An 18,714-nucleotide genomic window follows, 5' to 3' on the forward strand; every position below is an offset into this window, starting at 1 on the left:
CCAAAATGTGATTATATCATAAAAATATATTTCAAATCCGTCAGCATTCCGACAACTTTTTTTTATAATTGTTGGAAATAAAAAACAAGGAGAAAATAATGAAAAAGAATAGAGTTTCATTTTTAGTTAGTAGTTTACTTTTAAGTGGTGCATTTAGTTTTGCAAATGCAGCTGGTCCAGAGTATTTTACAAGTTCAGATCAATTTGATGTTTGGGTTTATGGTGATCAAAATGGTTTATTCGCAGCTCTCTATGACCTTCCAGCAGTATCATTTTCAGGTGAAGCAATCAATGTATTGGTTGATTCTAATGCTGATAATTTAAAATATGTGGGAAATACTCTTTGGATTCTATCTGCTGATAGTATTATGGTTAATAATTTAACAATAAAAGATAATTCAGCACTTTTAGATTTTGAATATTCTCTTTATAATGGTACTAGAGATGAATTGTCTTTAACAGCAATTCAAGCACAAACAATATCACAATCAGTAAATACACTATCAAGTGATAATAAAAATGCAGGGAATGCAGCAAGAGTTCTACAAAAACTATATGATACAAATAGTGATGTACAAGGTGCATTAAATAAATTAGGAACAGATAAAGATGTAGCAAGAGCAGTAGATAGTACAACACCACAAACAACAACTTCAAGCTTTACAGCAGCAACACAAATCTCAAATAATGTAAGTAATATAATCACACAAAGACAAAATGTAAACCTAAATGGAACAGGATTGAACTCAGGTGATGATATGATAAATGAGAAGAATGTATGGATAAAAACATATGGATCTTATGGAGAGCAAAATAATAAAGATAATATCAATGGATTTGATATAAAAACATATGGATTGGGATTTGGAGTAGATGGTGAGTACGCAACAAACCAAAAGATAGGATTAGGATTTTTCTATACAAATGCAGATGTAGATGTAAATAATGTATCTCAAAAATCAGATATAGATGTGTATAGCTTAATTGTATATGGGAATGTACCAGTAATAGATGATAAAACAAACTTCTTGTATCAAGTAGGATACTCTTGGCAAAAGACAGATACAAATAGAGATATCGAATTTGTAAACCAAACAGCAAAAGCAGATTATACTTCAAAAATAGCATCAGTAGACTTGAAATTAGTAAGAGATTTTAGAGTAAATGAAGAAATTTTATTGCAACCATATGTTTCGACGTTGTATAGACACTTTGAAACACCAAGTTATACAGAGACAGGAGCAGATGCTCTTAACCTAAATGTAAATAAATTTAGTTCGAGTGAATTTGTAGTAGGATTGGGAACAATGGGATATTATAAAATAGATGAAGAGTCAAGATTAACAGGAAGTGTAGGATTAGGATATGACTTGAGAGATGATAATAATATCGTAAGTTCTTCTTATCAAGGAGCAAGTGGATTGTCGTTTGATACAGAAGGAATAGATAATGGAAGATGGAGTTATGATGTAGGAGTAGGGTATGAGAATGATTTGAGTAAATTGTCAAATGTAAGCTTGAATTATAACCTACAAGGACAAGGTGAAGACTATTTGAACCATGTAGTTTCACTAAAATATACATATAAATTCTAAAATAAAAAAGAGAGTTTTACTACATAGCTTTGTAGTAAAATCTTTTCTTATAAAATAATCTTTCTAGCTAAAATATACAAAATATATAAAAAAACTATTGGCAATAAAATAGTTTGGAATATAAAAACTATAATCAAATCTATCATATATTCACTTGAGTTATCAACTGCATTTTTATACTCATCAACTTTCTTTTCATAAAAGCTTAAATCAAATTTTTCAGTTATTTTTCCAAAAAATGAACTCTCTTCTTTTTGTTCTATTGCATTTTGGTTGATTTTACTTACATCATCTGTTACTTTTAAAATATTGTCATTTAAAACTTCTATGTTGTATTGTGGTTTTACAAAATAGTTATAGGTAAAGTCATTTACATAACTAATCATAGGAATAGAAAATCTCAAAAAGATAAAAATAAATGTAATTTTGAAAAAAAGAGTTCTTAGTTTATCATCATTTGTAAATCGTTTGAAAAGCCAAATATTAAAGATGATAATAAAAGTAAATAATATGTAGTTAAATATCTCATTTGTTACAAAATTTAGTAAGATTTTTTGAATACCAAGTGAAACTAAACTAGCGAGCATTATAAGAGAAAATTGCTCTACTAAGTCATTTATTGGGTCAAGTATTTGCCCAATAGCTACAACCACAAAAGGCAGATTTATTTGCGTTCCTTGAGCTAGAGAAATCACACCATTTAAAGCTTTTGCACTTCCAAATACAATAACAGCTTGTTTAAATGATTCATCGACCATCTTTTTTGCACTTTCATCAATAGTAAAAGAACTAGCAAGAAATAAAACAATCAAAGAAAAAAGTAGTAAAATAAGCTTGTTTATGTTATTTAAAATAAATGTTTTCATAAAATAGATTATACAAGATAAAAGGAAAAAATATGCAAACGGTTGTGATATTGATGTATGTTGTTTTTTTTATTTTAGCTTTGTTTTTGAGTTTTGCAAGTGTGAAGTATTTTATTACTATGTGGAAATTTAAAAATAGAAAAAAAGATGGAAGTGAAGATGATGATTTTAAAAGGTTTGATTAGAACTTAATAATATTTCAATTTGTTATTTCAATCTCTCCAAAATCTTTAAATTTTCTATTTCAAATTTTGAAAAAGCAAACCATTTTTTACCTAAATCTTTAATACTTGCTCCTAGATGATAAACTTCTTTTTTATCAATAATTAAAAATCTATCATGGGAGTTTCTGAACTCAAAAAGTTCCGTATTTTTGTATTGAGTTTGATATTTTTGGAAATCTAGTTTAATTTGTTTTGTGATATTTGATGTATAGATTTTTATTTTAATATTTGGATATTTTGAAAAAAGAGTAAAAACTGTGTCATCTACATAATTATCTATCAAAATTACTTCTTCAACTGCATTTTTTAGCAAATCATTTACAAAAACATAAGCATCAAATATTTGCCCATCGTAGAATATCCCTTGTTTAGGTTTGAGAGATTTATCTTCTAATGCATTTAATATTTGGTTTATTTTAGTATCTGTTTTTAGTTCATAGGAAATTTGTCTTTTTTCTAAAAAATCAATTTTATAAAATAAAGCATTATCTGAATTAATCATCTTTCTCATTTCCACAAATGCTCTTATGATTTTGACACTTATATCAATTGCTATATCACTTTTTAAAACAGCACTTAACATAGAAACACCTTGTTCTGTAAAAGCATAAGGTGGTCTTCTTAGTCCCATCTTATCAGAATTGGAAGTCACAAATTGTGACCTCCAATTTTCAAATTCTTCTTTTGAGAGTTGAAACATAAAATCATTTGGAAATCTTGCTTCATTTCTTTTTACTGCTTGATTTAAAACTTTTGTTTCCACTCCATAAAGTTCTGCTAAATCTCTATCTAAAATTACTTGTTGGTTTCTTATTGTATGAATTTTATCTTTTATATTGTTTTCATTTATTATAAGTTCTTGCATTTTTTAGCCTTTTGAATTTATGCAAGAATTATATAAATTTTTTAAAGTAATAATTAAAAATATTACAATTTGTTATTTTTTTAATATTTTTGTTTAGCACGAAACAAGTTTCAGTCAAGAGTTGAAAAAAAGCAAAAAGTTGCTTCTTTTATTTTTATTCTTGTATCTATTATCATTTTATTTTTTCTCATTTACTTCTTCTAATACCAACTTTTGCTTTCTTTGATTTGCTTTAAAAAGATTTATTTTTTTCTTTTGCTTTTTTTCAATTTCTAAAATTATAGGTTTTATACTAGCTTCATATTGAAATTTTAAACCAAAAATTATAGATTCTATTTGTAATGCTATTATATTTTTTTCAATAGCTTCACTAACATCAAAAGTATAATGTATCTTTTGTTTATCACCATAATGTAATAATCTTACTTCCTGCTCGTATTCCCAATCTTCCGATTTAATAGTCCAATAATCTAAAATACCATTAAATATATCTTTTTCAACTAAATTAGTATTTTGATATTTAACCTTAGATTTTCCAACATAATTTGGCAAATATAAAAATTTATATCCAACACATATTCCACTATGCTCTTGTGTATAATGCGACCACATCAATTTATTATCATTAATTTGTGACAAAGAACATAGTTTAAAATCACTTTTATTTAATTTCAAATTTTTAAACTGTTTCTCTAAAGATTCTGATGCAACATCAAAAGGGTCATTAAGTTGTTCGGGAGTTGGAAAATATAAATAATTCTCCGATAAACTTGATAAGGCATTTAAAGAGAAACTTTGATATTTATATAAAGTTTGTTCAAAAAATATTGTGTAAATGTCTTTTTGAAAAGAGTTATAAAATAAATAGTCTTTAATACTTTTATCAAAATAACTCTTTTTTTCTCCTTTTGATTTTTTGATTTTCACCAATAATAATTCAGATTCACCATCAAGATTTACAAAATATTTATTTGCTAATTCTATAGATTTTTCAAGAGATTTGACGGCTTTTTTATACTTTTTGTCTGTTTTTTTTGATTTTTGATATTCTAACTTTCCAAGTTCTAAAAAATATTTAGGATTATCGGGTTCTATTTTAATTTTATTTTTATAAATATCAATTCTTTCTTTTATTGCTTTTGTATTTATAAAAGCAGAGAGATAATAAAGCTTTCTATCATCACTAAGTTTAATATTTTGTTTTTTAGATTCCTTATAAATCATTCTTATTTTTTTGATATATAACTTACGAATTTTATCAAGGTATGATTTAGCTTCTTTTCTAAACTCATTTTTATATTCTATGTTAAGCTTTTTTATATATTTTTTCATCTCGTTAAAAGTTGATAAAATAGAATAACTTAATCCAAATATATCATCTGCTTCAAAATCTTTTTCATCAATTATTCTCTGGTATGATTTTTCAATGTAATCCAATGTTAGTTCATAATTATTTTGTATATACAAAAAATAAATATCTTTTTTCAAGTCATCGTGATGATTTTGTAATTTATGAGTTAAACTGCTAAGATGATTTATGCTATTTGTATATTGTTTTTCAATATTTAATATCTTAGCTTCAAAAAAAGTTTTTTCTATCTCATGTAGACTAGATTTTTCTTTTTTTAGTATATCTTTTATTTCATCATAAGCGTGAAGTTCAAATAATTTATTAATACCATTTTTCCAATAGCCTGAACGAAAATTGTTGTAATAATTTTTATAACACTGAATTGCTTTTCTTTTGTTATCTATTCTTTCATAACATTCACCAAGTATAAAAAAATCATTACTACTCTTATCTTTTTTGTTCTCATTATATTCTATTGCTTCCTCGTACTTTTGTAATTCAAAACAAACTTTTCCATAAGTTATAATATGTAAATATTTATTTTTTCTTTCTTTATATTTATTGAAATAACAATATAAACCCTCATAGTCTTTTTTTTCTTTTTTATAAAATAACTCACTTTGTTCTGTAGTAAGATTGTATTTTTCCCTAAGTTTTTGAATATCATCTAAATATTCATCTTTGTACCGAAGATTATCTATAAATTTTTGTACAATTTGAGTATCTAATATATTTTTCATCAAAAAATCAAAGCACTTTTTATTTTCTTTATCAATAAAAAGCAAATAAAATTGTGCATCAAGATTTTTAGGGTTTTCTTGTAATACGTGATTTAATAAATCTTTCTCTTTTTCATATTTTCTAAACCATATAAAACGGTTAAATATTGTAAAATTTTCTTTTAAAAATAAATATAATTGAAGATAACTTTGTGATTTATCATTTCCATTTTTTTGTATTATTTTTTCAAAATATTTATTTTTAGATTTTTCTATTTCATCAAATGAAGCATTCTGTTTATTTCTACTAATCCAGTACATCAAATCATATAAATAATAGTAAAAAAATAGTATTTCTTCTTTATTTGGAAAATTATTTTCTAATTGTTTAATATTTTTCAATGCTTCATAAAAGTTTGTTTTATATAAATTATCTAGTATTGCTTTTTTTAATTCTTCCATAGCAACTAATTTCCCTCAACAATCTTAATCTCATCTTCTGTTAAATCATAAAGTTTATAAACCATTTGGTCGATTTCTTTATCTGTTTTATTGATTTGATTTTGGATTTCTAGGACTTCTTTTTTATCATTTTCAAAAAGGGCTTTCCAAGCGTTTTTGAAATTTCTTTCTTCTAGTTTATCGGCGAATTTTATTTTTTTTGATTTTGTGTATTCTTTTATAAAATCATCAAACTCTAATTCTTCAAATTTTTGTAGTTTGGTTGTAAGTTTTTCAAGTTTTAATTCATCATAAAAGTTTTGTTTTGTTTCTTGCAATTTTTTATTTAATTCAAGCATTAAGTTAGCTTTTTGGATAAATGGCTTTTGATTATTTATATCAATTTTTGGAATATTGAAATTTTTAAAATCATTAAGACTAAATGCAGGAAAATCATCTCTTTGTAAAGATGTATTAAAGTTAATTTGAACAAAACTAAATAATGTACTATTTAAAATAGAAAGTATATATAAATATTTATAATCTGAATTTAGATTATAAATAGCATATAAATTCTTTTTAAATGCGACTTCCTCATTTAAATATGTAATATTCATTCTAAATTGTCTGCTCATAAGTTGTCTTGCCAATAATTTTTCAGCTTTGTATAATTCTATTGGTTTATTTTCTCGTAAATTATTATAATTTACATAAGAAATTAAATTAGATTTTTCAATGGTGTATCTAAAAACTTGTTCTTCAAACCATCTTAAATCATATTCATCAGATTTAATAAATTTTTCATCTTCTTTTGGTGGTAAACAACCTCTATTTATAAAAGAAATTTCACCTAATTTAACATTTTTTTCTGAAAATAATACCTTTTCTCCTATTTTCAATAATTGATTATTTAAAAAAACTTTACCATATCTTATCCATTCTTTATTTGGAAAAGAAAATAAATTTTCAATAGAAATTTCATTTTGATAATTTCTAATATCATATTTATAACATTTTGTATAATCTGTATTTTTATTTTTTGAAACTAATACAATAGAAGTATCAATATAAGCTTCAAAAATATCATAAGGTAATTGAATGATTTCATCTAAACTAAATTCGTTAATTATATGATTTCTAAAATCTAAATAATTATCTCCTGAAAACCAAGTATTAGGAATTATAAAACCTAAATATCTTTCTTCTTTTAATAATTTTAATGATTTTTCAACAAATGCTATATAAGTATTATAATTTCCTTTTACAAAATTATAATCTTTTAGTAATTCAGGATTTAAAACCACATAAGGTGGATTTCCAATAACTACATCAAAACTATTTTCTTCAAATGGCATTTCTAAAAGAGAATTTGCACAAATAATCTTATCATTTAAATTAGTTAAAGCTCTTCCTCTTTGAGCAGTTCTAAGCCATAATGAGAGTTTTGCTATTTCAACAGCATCTTCATTTATGTCCACTCCATAAAGATTATGTTCAAGTACGCTTTCTTCAACTGTATAAGATGAGAATAAATCTCCCATAAGTGCTAAATCATTTTGTAGTTGTTTATGTTCTTTTATCAGATACTCTAACGCTTGATTTAAAAATGCTCCACTTCCACACGCTGGGTCAAGGATTTTTAGATTAAAAAGCCAATCTTTATATATTTCAAGATTATCTTTTATTTGTTGTTCTACTTTTGTAAGTTTTTTTGGATTTGTTGGTGCTGTTACATTTGATAAGTTTAACTCTTCTCTTTTTTGTGTACACATCTTGCCTAAAGTATTATCAACAATATATTTTGTGATATATTCAGGAGTATAAAAAACTCCATCTTTTTTTCTTTTTGATTTTGTTTTGTCAAAATCTGTATTGTTTATATTTGCTTGTATCTCTTCTAAATCTGTTAAAGATTGTTCAAATATATGTCCTAAAATATTTACTGATACTTCACTAGCAAAATCATAATCACTTAATTTTTGTGCTTCCATATTAAGAACATTATCATCTATTTTTAAACTATCGAGTAATTCATCTTTTGAAAATAAACCACCATTGTATTTTGGAATATTTAATCTTTCATTTCCTTGATTTATAGCATCAAAATAGATTTTATAGTATTCATACATAGGATTACCAAAAACATCTTGACTGTGTCGTTCTCTGATTTGTTTTATAGTATTTGGAGTTAAAAGTCCTCTATCTTCTGCAAAAAGTATGAAGATTATTCTATCACACAGTTTTTGAGTAAGTCGCAGAAGCGTTGATTTATCTATGTTTTCATTGTTTGTTATAATATTTTCGAAAAGATGATTTCTAAAATGTGAGAAATCTTTATAAAGTTCTTTTGAAATATTTTGCTCAAAACTTGCTGTTTTTTCTTTGATTTTTAGAGGAATATCATTTTTAATACTTTCAAAAGAAATTAGAAGATGAAGCTTTTTAAACTCTTCATAATCAAGATTAAAAAGAGAAAATTTCTCATAAGCTGTTTTTTTATCTATGTAAAATCTTAGTTCATCAAAATTTGAGATAATAATATATTTTGAGTTTGAGTGTGATGCATGATAATTAAAAGCTTGGGCTTCAATCTTATCAAGATTTTTTGTATCTTGTGCTTTTAGTTCGATAACACCAACTATTTTTTCATCTACATAAATAACACCATCGGCTTTTTTGCCATCTGTTTCATTTTTCTTTTCACGCTCTAAATTAAAATTAGACGGATTAGTCATATCAAGTGTATAACCCAAACAACTTTCAAAAACATCTTTTAAAAATCCATCTTGGTATTTTTCTTCTTTTACTGTTTTTATATAATCAACTTTTGATAAAAATTCTTGAAATTTTGCCCATCGTAGAGCCACCAAACTTTCATCTTGTTTGATACTATTTATTACTGATTTTTGAAACATAGACATAAAAATAAAACCTTTACTCGTTTTTAATTGTTTTATTTATTCTATCAAAATGCAATAAAAAAATAACTTGATAATAAGATTTTTGATGTTATGAAAAATAAGTTTTTTTAGATATAATCGAAAAGACTTAAATATAGATTTTAGAAGAGAAAACTTGAAATTAGAAATTACAGATAAAATAAAACAACTAGAAATAGAAGATATAAAAGAAAATCTTTTTCATTACTCTTATGATAATAAAAGTTTAAAAGCTTTAGTAAAAAACAACACTTCAAAAGATGATATTTCATATATAACTGCATATAGCAGTTTTATTGGAGAGATTTATGAAAATATCATTTATGAGTTATTACTAAAGTATGTTTTAACTCAAGATGAAATTACAAGGTTTGTATTAAAAGGACCATATCAAGCTAAAGAAAATCACTTTATAAAAAGTGGACTTTTAATAGATAGTAGTTCACAAATAGTATATAAATCAGCATATAAAGATATAAGCGAATTTGACGCACTATTTTTTACAAAAGATAGTTTATATTTTGTAGAGATGAGCACATCGAAAAAAACAGCAAGTTTAAATAAAAGATTAGTTAAAAAGTATGCTTTACTTAAGATGATTTTTCCAACTTTAAATATCAAAGCTTTGATAGTTGTAACACAAGGTTCAGTTGGACTTAAAAATTTTCCATCTTATGCGACTATTTGGGTTACAAAAGATTTGGAAGATAAAGAACTAATAGAAAAAATCATTTTCGCAAAAAAAGTAAAAAACGATGTTCAAACTTTAGAAGTTCCAAAAAATGATAAATATATTGAAGCTTATAAAATAAAATATAAAAAATTCCCATATTTTCCTACTTTAGAATGGATATTAAATACTTCAAGACAAAATCCAAGATTTGTGGTTGATTTGAGATTTTTTTCATCAGCAAAGATGTCTTTATATTTTGATATATACACAAAATTATATATTGGATATACAACAAGTGAAGAGTTCAAAGTTTTATATGAAGAGTTTGATTTAGAAGCAAGGTCAAATAGGATTATTGTAACTTTAGAAAAAGTAAATCAAACACAAATTGATATAGTTTATTATGTAAAAGAGACAAATGATAAATTGAAAAGAGTAAGACTTCAAGAAAATGAAGTTTCTATAAAAGACAAAGAACTTGATGGATTTACAAATGCAGAAGTTAGATTTTTTATGAAAATTTTAGAAGAAAAACACCATTTAACAGTTGATAATATAAAACATATCTTAAAATATATTTCGCTTATTAAATAAAATATTATATTTATTTTAAGATAAAGGAGTTATTTTGGAAAACTTAAAAAATGATACAAATTTTGCAAAAGCATTTTATTTTTTTGCTTTTATGTTTTTGGTGATTTACTCTTTTAACAGTTTAAGTAGTATTTTAACTCCTATTGCAATAGCGTTTTTTATTTGGTTTTTGATAAATGCTTTAGCAAATGAGATAAAAAAAGTTCCTTTTATAAAACAAAAGATATTAAATATAATTGCAATTCCTTTGTCTTTATTTATAATCATCTATTTTATGATTAAAGTTGGAGCATTTATAACTTCAAGTATGATGGAGTTGAGTTCTATTGTTTCTCAACTTGATTCAAAAATAAATATAGTTATTGAAAAAGTATCTATAATGACTTCTATTGATTTAAAAAATCCATTAGAAAAGTTTTTTCAAGAGTTTAATTTATCAAGTGCTTTAAACAAAATTTTTATAGCTTTTAGTTCAATTTTTAGTAATTTAGTACAAATATTTTTATATGTGTTATTTTTACTTATTGACCAACAGTTTTTTAATCAAAAACTAAATGCACTTTTTAATAAAGAAGAAAATAGACAAAAAGCAGAACATATTTTAACTTCTGTTTCAAAAGGTGTTAGAACTTATATTTTGATAACAACAATAGTAAGTTTAGTAACAGGATTTTTAACTTTTATAATTTGTCAATATTTTTCTTTGCAAGGTGCTGTTTTATGGGGATTTATTGCTTTTATTTTAAATTTCATTCCAACTATTGGAAGTATAATTGCAGTTTTAATACCTACAATATTTGCTTTAATTCAATTTACAGATTATTCTGATATAGTGGGATTATTTACGGCTTTAGTTATTATCCAATTTGTAGTAGGGAACATAATTTATCCAAAGCTTATGGGAAATAAATTAAACATATCTCAATTTGTAGTGATTTTATCTTTAGTTATTTGGGGAGCGATGTGGGGAACAATTGGTATGTTCTTAGCTGTTCCAATAATGATGATTCTATTGATTATTCTTTCTCAATTTGAAAGTACAAAAACTTTGGCTATTTTATTATCAGAAGATGGAAAAATATTCGATAAAAAAGAAGATAATTTAAAAAAGTTATTATAAAATACAGGAAAATAAAATAATGGTAGTTAGACTTTTTGCATTAGTAGTTTTATTTTTTGCAGCAATTTATCAATTAAACCAATTTATGCATTCAGATAAATATAAAAATATAAATGAAGATGCAAAATTATCAGCTAAACTTCAAAATGGTGATATTATCTTTAGAAAAAAAGATGATGATGTTATCGATAAATCTTTTAGTATTGATAATTTGGGTTATTCTCAAGTTGGAATAGTTGTAACAAGTGGTGATGATGCAGTTGTTTTTTATCTAAAAAGTGGTGAAAAACAAAGCTTTCTTAAGGCTCAAAAAGTCGAAGATTTTGTAAAATCTTCAGATAAAATAGCTGTTTATAAATATTTTACAGATATTGATAAAAATGTTTTATTGGCTATTCTTGAATTTTATAAAAATAACCATGATAAGCTTTATAATACAGAATTTATTAATGAAGTTTTTTTTAAACTACATGGTGAAAATTTATATACAGATTTACAAAATATAGATAACAAAAAAATTATTACAGTAGATAGTATAATCAAAAATAGTAAATTGAAAAAAAGATATGAGATAGATTTTAAGGAAAAAATATGAAAAACTTTATAAAAATAATTTTTTTAAGCTTAGTGAGTTTAACTTTTTTTAGTGGTTGTTTTGAAGAAACAGCAGCTGATGCAACTGAAAACTTTTTTTATTCTGTAAAAGAGGGAAATGTAGAAGATTATCACAAGTATTCAACAGAATCAACTCAAGATATTATGAATATATCTTTTGCAAAATGTACTAAAGATTTATCAGATTGTATGAAAGATAGTTTTCAAAAATTTTCAAAGTTTAAAGTTGTTGATAGTTTAGAAGTTGATCCAACAACAACAGTTGTAACAGTTGAAGAGTACACAAAAGATGGAAAAATTATAAGAGAAAAAATTCATGTAAGTAAAATAGAAGAACAATGGAAAGTAAACTTAAATCTAAAGTCTTTTTATAGCAGATAAAAAGAGATTCTCTTTTTATTGCTCCTGCCATAAAAGTGCAAGTTTCGTATTATAAATATCACTTCTTTTTGGTTTTATAAATATCTCTTCAATAGAAAAGTTTGAGATTTGATTTGCTGAGTTGATTTTCTCAATTTCATTTTCAAGAACACTTTTTAAATTATCTCTTTGTTCTTGAAGTTGTAATATTTCATTTTCAACTTGTTTTACATCATTTCTTTCTTTTAGTATTTTTGAAGCACCTTTTGCACTAGTTGCAACTTTCCCAATGTTTGTTTTATTTATAACTGATTTCCCAAAAAAAGCTCCTAAAAGAGAAGTTCCTATCGAAATAATTGTATCTGTTGTAGTAGATGTTGCTTGAAGTTCCTCTTTTTGCAATTTTTCATAAAGTTTTGAAAGTTTAGTTTCTAAAGAATCATTTTCTTTTACAAATTTTATTTTTAGTTTTTCAACTTCTAAGTCTATTTTTTCATTTAGTCTATCTTGAAGTCTAATTTTGAAGTCATTTAAACTTTCACTTTGTTTTGAAGTTATTTTCAAAAATTCATTTTTATACAAAGCAATTTTTGAATTTCTATAAATATAATCCATAAAATCTTTTTCTATTACTTTTAAATCTTTCTCTTTTTGTACAAAACTAGGTAGCTCATAATAAAAAGAATTTGGTTTTTCTTTTTCTTCAAAAGAGTTATTTTCTAGTTCTTCTTTTTCTTCAAAATCAATATTTTTCATATTTTCATCTAAATATATTTTATATGATATTTTTTCTTCAACATCAATATTTTTTGGTGCATCAATATAATGAACATCACAAGAACAAATCAAATAAGGTTGTAAATAATAAGCACTATTTTGTGAACTATATAGGTATCTTTCAGTTACATTAGAAGTTATTATAGGTTTTGGAATACCTTTTTCTATATTTATTTGCGTTGTTTGGTTTTCATTTTCTACTTTTTGAGTTGGAATATTTTGTTTTTTCTTTTCACTCATAAGTTTTTTTATGCCATCTTTTGAAATTGGACCTTTTAAATATGATAAAGCCCATCTTGTTTCAAATATTTTTATGCCATCTTCATTTATATTTTTAAGAATAAAGTTTCTTTTTTCTAAATTTGATATTAGATTCATAACTTCATCTTTATTTAGATTTCCTTCATTTGCACTACTTAAACCATCAATTACTTTTTCTTTATCTTGTTTTGTTTGAAGTCTTCCTATAAACCAAGTTCCAATATTTGCTAAACCTTTGTAGTCTATATCAACTGGATTTTGAGTAGATAAAATAATTCCAATTCCAAAACTTCTTGCTTGTTTTAAAAGTGTTAGCATAGGTTGTTTTGATGGTGGATTTGAGTTTGGTGGAAAATATCCAAATATTTCATCCATATAAAGTAGGGCTTTTAAAGAAGTTGTTCCTTCTTGTCTTCTCATCCATGCAACCATTTGATTTAAAAGTAAAGTTACAAAAAACATTCTTTGAGAGTCATTTAGATGCGCTATTGAAAAAATCGAAACTTTTGCTTTTCCTGTTTCATCATAAAGAAGATTTGAAATATCTAAGTTTTCACCTTCAATCCAAGTTTTAAAAGATGGATTTGCAATAATATTATTTAATTTTAAAGCAAGTTTGAGTCTTTCACTTTGAGCAAAAAATGTTTCTAAATCAAAAACTCCAATTTTTGAAAAAGGAGGAGTAACAATCAATGTAATTAACTCTTCTAAAGTTAAATCTTTATTTTCTCTAAAATAGTTCATAAAAATTGAAGAGATTAAAATAGACTCTTTTGAAGTAGTATCACTTTTTTCTTCAATCAAAGATAAAATTGATGAAACAGTCGAGTTTACCAAAGAAACTAGTAAATCATTATCTTCAATAACTTCTTTATTTGGAGCTTTAAATGATGATAAAATTGATATTTGAACTCCAGCATCACTTCCTGGTGTATAAATAGTAAAATCAGCGCAGTTTTTTAGTTTTTCTATTCTAGAAGCACTTTGAAAATCTTTTTCTAATCCATTTTTCCACAAATTTGCAGTGTTTTGTGCAAATTCTTTTACTGATAAACCATTATTTGAAGCATCTTGTTCTTCTATCCAAGGTTCAAAATCACTTCCTTGTAAAGAGGGAAATGTTAAAAGTAAATTTGTCATATCACCTTTTGGATCAATTATAATTGATGGAATATTATCAATTGCTGCTTCTTCCAAAAGTGAAATTCCAAGTCCTGTTTTTCCACTTCCCGTCATTCCTATAATTGCTGCATGAGTTAATAAATCTTTATTTTTATAAACTAAAGGAACAAATTTATCATCTATTTTTTCCTTTCCTATATAAAAAAGTTTTAATTTTTCATAGTCAAATGAGTCAGTCATAATAAACCTTTAGTAGTTGATGTATTTATTATAATATATATTTGTTAATAATAAATTTTATTTGTAAAAATTATTTTTTTTTAGTATAATTTTATATCTAATCTAATATTAAGAAAGGAGGGCTTAAATATGGACTATGGAATGGTACCTAAACTAAATCAGTTTACAGATAACCAAGCTTTGGAAGTACAAAAAGTACAAACATCATCTCAATCGGCTGAAATAAAAAATAAGCAGAATTTAGAGAGTATTCAGCAAAAAGCAATAGAAAAAACAAAAGAGAGTTCAGCAGCACAACAAGTGCAAAATCAACAGCCATCAACAGCTAGTAAATACGAAGTTCTTATATCAAATACAAATTTTGGATATAACTCTAGTTCAAGAGATTTTTATGTAAAAGTTGAAAGAGGAAGTGTTGAAAATCAATATCCAACTGAACAAATGATGAAAGTAAAAGCTAATATGCAAGCTTTACAAGAGAGCTTAAATTCACAAGCATAGAATTTTTGAGTAAAAAGTAAAAAAGGATAAAGTTTTAATACTTTATCCTTTTTTTATTTTAATTATTTATTTCTTTATCAAGATAATAACCTGTATATGATCCAGAATTTTTGTGGTTTTGTGCTAAAAATTCAGGAGTTCCCTCATCTACAATTTTACCACCTTTACTTCCACCTTCTGGTCCAATATCAATAACCCAATCAGAGTTTTTAATAACATCAAGGTTATGTTCAATCACAAGTACAGAGTTTCCAAGTTCAACTAAGTGATGTAAAACTTTTGTTAATCTATCAACATCAGCAAAGTGTAAACCAGTTGTTGGTTCATCTAAAACATATAAAGTATTTCCAGTATCTTTTTTACTTAATTCTTTACTCAGTTTTATTCTTTGTGCTTCTCCACCACTGAGTGTAATAGCATTTTGTCCTAAAGTTATATAGCCTAGACCTACATCACTTAATGTTTGAAGTTTTGCTTTTAGTTTTGGTACTTTTGCAAAAAATTCTAAAGCTTCATCAACACTCATATTAAGTACATCAGAGATATTTTTCCCTTTATACATAATTTCTAGAGTTTGAGCATTATATCGTTGTCCTTGACAAGCATCACATTTCACCATAATATCAGGTAAGAAGTGCATTTCTATTTTTATTTCACCTTCACCTTGACATTTTTCACATCTTCCACCTTTTACATTGAAAGAAAATCTTCCTATTTTATAACCTCTAAGCATTGCTTCTTTTGTTTTAGCAAACAGATCTCTAATATCATCCATAAGTCCAGTATAAGTTGCTGGATTACTTCGTGGAGTTCTTCCTATTGGACTTTGGTCAAGATAGATTACTTTATCAAGTTTTTCTAAACCTTCAATCTCAACTCCATCTACTTTTTTTACTTTTTTAGCTCTATTTAAAAGCTCTTTTGCAACTGGAAGTAGAGTTTGTAAAATTAAAGATGATTTTCCACTTCCACTAACTCCTGTTATTGAAACAAGATTTTTAAGTGGAATTTGAACATCAAGATTTTTTATATTATTGATAGTTACATTTTTTATTTCTATAAACTCTTCTTGAGGTCTGTTGTGAACATAGTCGATTTTTTTTGCTCCAGTTACATATTGTGCAGTTAAAGTTTTTGCTTTATTCATCTGTTTTAATGTTCCAGCAAATACAATTTCCCCTCCAAATTTACCTGCTTTTGGTCCAATATCAACAATAAAATCTGCTGCTTGAATAGTCTCTTTATCATGTTCAACAACTATTACAGTATTTCCTTTTTCTTGTAATGCTCTTAAAGTTTTGATTAGCTTGTTTGTATCTCTTTCGTGAAGTCCAATAGATGGTTCATCAAGTACATACATAACTCCTGTTAATCCACTTCCTATTTGTGAAGCAACTCTTATTCTTTGAGCTTCTCCACCACTTATAGTTCGTGCATCTCTTCCTAAAGTTATATATCCAAGTCCTACATCAAATAAAAAGAAGATTCTTTCACGTATTTCTTTTAAAATAGGTGTTGCAATCATCCTATTTTGTTCGCTTAAATAAGAGAAGTTTTTTTCATCTTGGAAAAAAGTATGGGCATCTTCAATAGGAATATTTAAAATATCAGGAATTGTTCTATTTGCTACAAAAACACTTTGAGATGATGGTTTTAGTCTATTTCCATTACAAGCGTCACACTTCTTTTCAGTCATAAACTCAGCCATCTCTTTTTCATCTTTTATCATATCATAGGCTAATTTTACTATTCCATCCCATTTTCTTACTAACTTATGTTTTTTCCAAAAGAATGTTACTTCATCAACAGTTCCATGAAGTATTGCTTTTTTTTGATGTTCTTCCAAATCACCAAAAGGGATTTTTATATTTATATCATTTTGTTCACAAAAGGCAATCAGCATTTTAAAGTAGAAACCTTTGTTAAATCCATAGATGATTTTGATAGCTCCATCTTCGATAGTTAAATCTTCATCTATTACTTTTTTCATATCAAGTGTATATCGAATACCTAGTCCATCACATGCAGGACAAGCACCTTTGGGTGAGTTAAATGAAAATGATAGAGGTTCAAGAGGTTCAAAAGAAATTTTACAGTCAAAACAAGCCATATGTTCAGAGTAGTGGATTAATTTTTCAGTTCCAACTTCTTCAAAGTTTGCTATTTCAACTTCAAGTTCTCCAAAGCTCTCTTTTAGACCTTTTTCAACATCTTGTGCAATTCTATCTTTGTTTTCTTCTTTTACTGTAACTCTATCTATTACAACTTTGATTGTGTGCATTTGAGTTTTTGCTAGTTCAATATCTTCATCAAGTCTAACCATAACACCATCAATCATCGCTCTTACATAACCTTTGCTTCTAAGACTTTCTAAAAGGTCAGCAAATGTTCCTTTTTTTCTATTTACCAAAGGAGCAAGAATTACTATTTTTGATTCTTCAGGAAGTGTTAGAACTTGATTTATAACATCACTAGCACTCATTTGAGAGATAGGTTTTCCACATTGATGACAGTGTTGTTTACCAATTCTTGCAAATAAAAGTCTAAAATAGTCATAAACTTCAGTTATTGTTCCAACAGTTGAACGAGGGTTTTTTGATGTTGTTTTTTGATCAATTGCAATTGCAGGAGTTAAACCTTCTATTCTTTCAACATCAGGTTTTCCAACCTTATCTAAGAATTGTCTGGCATAAGATGATAAAGATTCAATATATCTTCTTTGCCCTTCTGCATAAAGTGTATCAAAAGCTAGTGTTGATTTTCCACTTCCACTAAGTCCAGTGAAAACTATAAGTTGATTTTTTGGAATTTCAAGATTTATATTTTTTAAATTATTTTCTTTAGCATTAAAAATTTTTATTGTATCGTTCATATTTTGCCTTTAAAATTTTGAAGCTGATATTATAAGATAGATATATATAATTGTCTATTAATAGATATTTTAAATTTTAAAAAAACAAAATCTAAAATGTCTTAGATTTTGTATTCTTGTGTTCTAATTCGTCTTTGAATTTCTCTTTTTACAGTATTAATAGCATATTTTTTATTTCCACCATGAATACTTGTTATTATTTGTGAGTCACATTTTTCGCAAATAAAATCTGTTTTTATAACATCTGTATATCTCGTGTGGCAAGAACTTTCATCATATATTAGCATTGAGTCACATTTTGGACAATAACATTGCAAATCAACTATACCATCTTTTTTCCAGTTCCATCTCCAAGTTGCATCATAGATAGAATCTTTTACATACTTAGTATATTCTGCTTTTTTATTATTTGTAAATAACAATAAAAATTTTATTACACTAATAAAAGCTAAAATAGAGATAATTAATAATAACCATATAGGAAGTGGATATGGAGTTAACAATGTATTATAAATCCAAATAGTACTAGTGTAAATTAATACAAATGAATAAACTACATGCTCTTGCGTTTGAGGAATG

At 25.5% G+C, this 18,714-nt stretch carries 14 protein-coding genes; 7 read left to right on the top strand and 7 right to left on the bottom strand.

Features of this window, described 5'->3' with window-relative positions; genetic code table 11:
* The first annotated feature begins 98 nt into the window (after positions 1 to 98).
* Positions 99 to 1,595 (top strand): autotransporter outer membrane beta-barrel domain-containing protein, encoded by a 1,497-nt coding sequence (locus B0175_RS06000; protein ID WP_108527736.1) that lies wholly within the window; start codon positions 99 to 101, stop codon positions 1,593 to 1,595.
* A gap of 47 nt (positions 1,596 to 1,642) precedes the next feature.
* Here B0175_RS06000 and B0175_RS06005 read toward each other — a convergent pair whose 3' ends face one another.
* Positions 1,643 to 2,461: a hypothetical protein gene (locus B0175_RS06005; protein WP_108527737.1), complete on the bottom strand. Its 819-nt coding sequence runs from the start codon at positions 2,459 to 2,461 to the stop codon at positions 1,643 to 1,645.
* A gap of 32 nt (positions 2,462 to 2,493) precedes the next feature.
* Here B0175_RS06005 and B0175_RS11245 point away from each other — a divergent pair, with 32 nt between their 5' ends.
* The gene (locus B0175_RS11245) at positions 2,494 to 2,646 is read left to right on the top strand and encodes a hypothetical protein (protein ID WP_210004284.1); all 153 of its coding nucleotides are present in this window, start codon (positions 2,494 to 2,496) and stop codon (positions 2,644 to 2,646) included.
* Positions 2,647 to 2,668: 22 nt separating this feature from the next.
* On the opposite strand, the gene B0175_RS06010 is transcribed toward B0175_RS11245, so the two are convergent.
* The 3 genes from B0175_RS06010 to B0175_RS06020 form a co-directional block, all read right to left on the bottom strand.
* On the bottom strand, positions 2,669 to 3,550 hold the full coding sequence (locus B0175_RS06010) for an ORF6N domain-containing protein (protein WP_108527738.1): 882 nt from the start codon (positions 3,548 to 3,550) through the stop codon (positions 2,669 to 2,671).
* Positions 3,551 to 3,727: 177 nt separating this feature from the next.
* The gene (locus B0175_RS06015) at positions 3,728 to 6,082 is read right to left on the bottom strand and encodes a DUF2971 domain-containing protein (RefSeq protein ID WP_108527739.1); all 2,355 of its coding nucleotides are present in this window, start codon (positions 6,080 to 6,082) and stop codon (positions 3,728 to 3,730) included.
* Between the two features lie 5 nt (positions 6,083 to 6,087).
* Complete coding sequence (locus B0175_RS06020; RefSeq protein WP_108527740.1) at positions 6,088 to 8,982, bottom strand: Eco57I restriction-modification methylase domain-containing protein; 2,895 nt, start codon at positions 8,980 to 8,982, stop codon at positions 6,088 to 6,090.
* A 154-nt stretch (positions 8,983 to 9,136) separates the two neighbouring features.
* On the opposite strand from B0175_RS06020, the gene B0175_RS06025 reads away from it, so the two are divergent.
* Genes B0175_RS06025 through B0175_RS06040 form a run of 4 tightly spaced genes read left to right on the top strand, consistent with a single transcriptional unit; the run spans position 9,137 to position 12,383 of the window.
* Positions 9,137 to 10,267, top strand: coding sequence for a hypothetical protein (locus B0175_RS06025; protein ID WP_108527741.1), 1,131 nt, complete (start codon positions 9,137 to 9,139; stop codon positions 10,265 to 10,267).
* Between the two features lie 34 nt (positions 10,268 to 10,301).
* Positions 10,302 to 11,387 (top strand): AI-2E family transporter, encoded by a 1,086-nt coding sequence (locus tag B0175_RS06030; RefSeq protein WP_108527742.1) that lies wholly within the window; start codon positions 10,302 to 10,304, stop codon positions 11,385 to 11,387.
* A gap of 19 nt (positions 11,388 to 11,406) precedes the next feature.
* Positions 11,407 to 11,982: a YiiX/YebB-like N1pC/P60 family cysteine hydrolase gene (locus tag B0175_RS06035; RefSeq protein WP_108527743.1), complete on the top strand. Its 576-nt coding sequence runs from the start codon at positions 11,407 to 11,409 to the stop codon at positions 11,980 to 11,982.
* Positions 11,979 to 12,383, top strand: coding sequence for a DUF4878 domain-containing protein (locus tag B0175_RS06040; RefSeq protein ID WP_108527744.1), 405 nt, complete (start codon positions 11,979 to 11,981; stop codon positions 12,381 to 12,383). The genes B0175_RS06035 and B0175_RS06040 overlap by 4 nt, the downstream gene beginning before the upstream one ends.
* A 15-nt stretch (positions 12,384 to 12,398) precedes the next feature.
* Here the strand turns inward: B0175_RS06040 and B0175_RS06045 are convergent, their stop codons facing one another.
* Complete coding sequence (locus B0175_RS06045; RefSeq protein WP_108527745.1) at positions 12,399 to 14,762, bottom strand: helicase HerA domain-containing protein; 2,364 nt, start codon at positions 14,760 to 14,762, stop codon at positions 12,399 to 12,401.
* 129 nt (positions 14,763 to 14,891) lie between these two features.
* Here B0175_RS06045 and B0175_RS06050 point away from each other — a divergent pair, with 129 nt between their 5' ends.
* Positions 14,892 to 15,263, top strand: coding sequence for a hypothetical protein (locus B0175_RS06050; protein ID WP_108527746.1), 372 nt, complete (start codon positions 14,892 to 14,894; stop codon positions 15,261 to 15,263).
* Positions 15,264 to 15,321: 58 nt separating this feature from the next.
* On the opposite strand, the gene uvrA is transcribed toward B0175_RS06050, so the two are convergent.
* On the bottom strand, positions 15,322 to 18,135 hold the full coding sequence (uvrA, locus tag B0175_RS06055) for an excinuclease ABC subunit UvrA (RefSeq protein ID WP_108527747.1): 2,814 nt from the start codon (positions 18,133 to 18,135) through the stop codon (positions 15,322 to 15,324).
* A 101-nt stretch (positions 18,136 to 18,236) separates the two neighbouring features.
* Positions 18,237 to 18,638: a hypothetical protein gene (locus B0175_RS06060; protein WP_228156073.1), complete on the bottom strand. Its 402-nt coding sequence runs from the start codon at positions 18,636 to 18,638 to the stop codon at positions 18,237 to 18,239.
* Positions 18,639 to 18,714: the final 76 nt, after the last annotated feature.

It is taken from the genome of Arcobacter lacus, assembly GCF_003063295.1.
Classification (GTDB): Bacteria; Campylobacterota; Campylobacteria; order Campylobacterales; family Arcobacteraceae; genus Aliarcobacter; species Aliarcobacter lacus.

Bases quoted from the DNA above. Each gene is read 5' to 3' on its own strand.
- uvrA (WP_108527747.1), bottom strand. From the start codon at position 18,135: ATGAACGATACAATAAAAATTTTTAATGCTAAAGAAAATAATTTAAAA.
- B0175_RS06035 (WP_108527743.1), top strand. From the start codon at position 11,407: ATGGTAGTTAGACTTTTTGCATTAGTAGTTTTATTTTTTGCAGCAATT.
- B0175_RS06040 (WP_108527744.1), top strand. From the start codon at position 11,979: ATGAAAAACTTTATAAAAATAATTTTTTTAAGCTTAGTGAGTTTAACT.
- B0175_RS06050 (WP_108527746.1), top strand. From the start codon at position 14,892: ATGGACTATGGAATGGTACCTAAACTAAATCAGTTTACAGATAACCAA.
- B0175_RS06000 (WP_108527736.1), top strand. From the start codon at position 99: ATGAAAAAGAATAGAGTTTCATTTTTAGTTAGTAGTTTACTTTTAAGT.
- B0175_RS06010 (WP_108527738.1), bottom strand. From the start codon at position 3,550: ATGCAAGAACTTATAATAAATGAAAACAATATAAAAGATAAAATTCAT.
- B0175_RS06045 (WP_108527745.1), bottom strand. From the start codon at position 14,762: ATGACTGACTCATTTGACTATGAAAAATTAAAACTTTTTTATATAGGA.
- B0175_RS06020 (WP_108527740.1), bottom strand. From the start codon at position 8,982: ATGTCTATGTTTCAAAAATCAGTAATAAATAGTATCAAACAAGATGAA.
- B0175_RS06015 (WP_108527739.1), bottom strand. From the start codon at position 6,082: ATGGAAGAATTAAAAAAAGCAATACTAGATAATTTATATAAAACAAAC.
- B0175_RS06005 (WP_108527737.1), bottom strand. From the start codon at position 2,461: ATGAAAACATTTATTTTAAATAACATAAACAAGCTTATTTTACTACTT.
- B0175_RS11245 (WP_210004284.1), top strand. From the start codon at position 2,494: ATGCAAACGGTTGTGATATTGATGTATGTTGTTTTTTTTATTTTAGCT.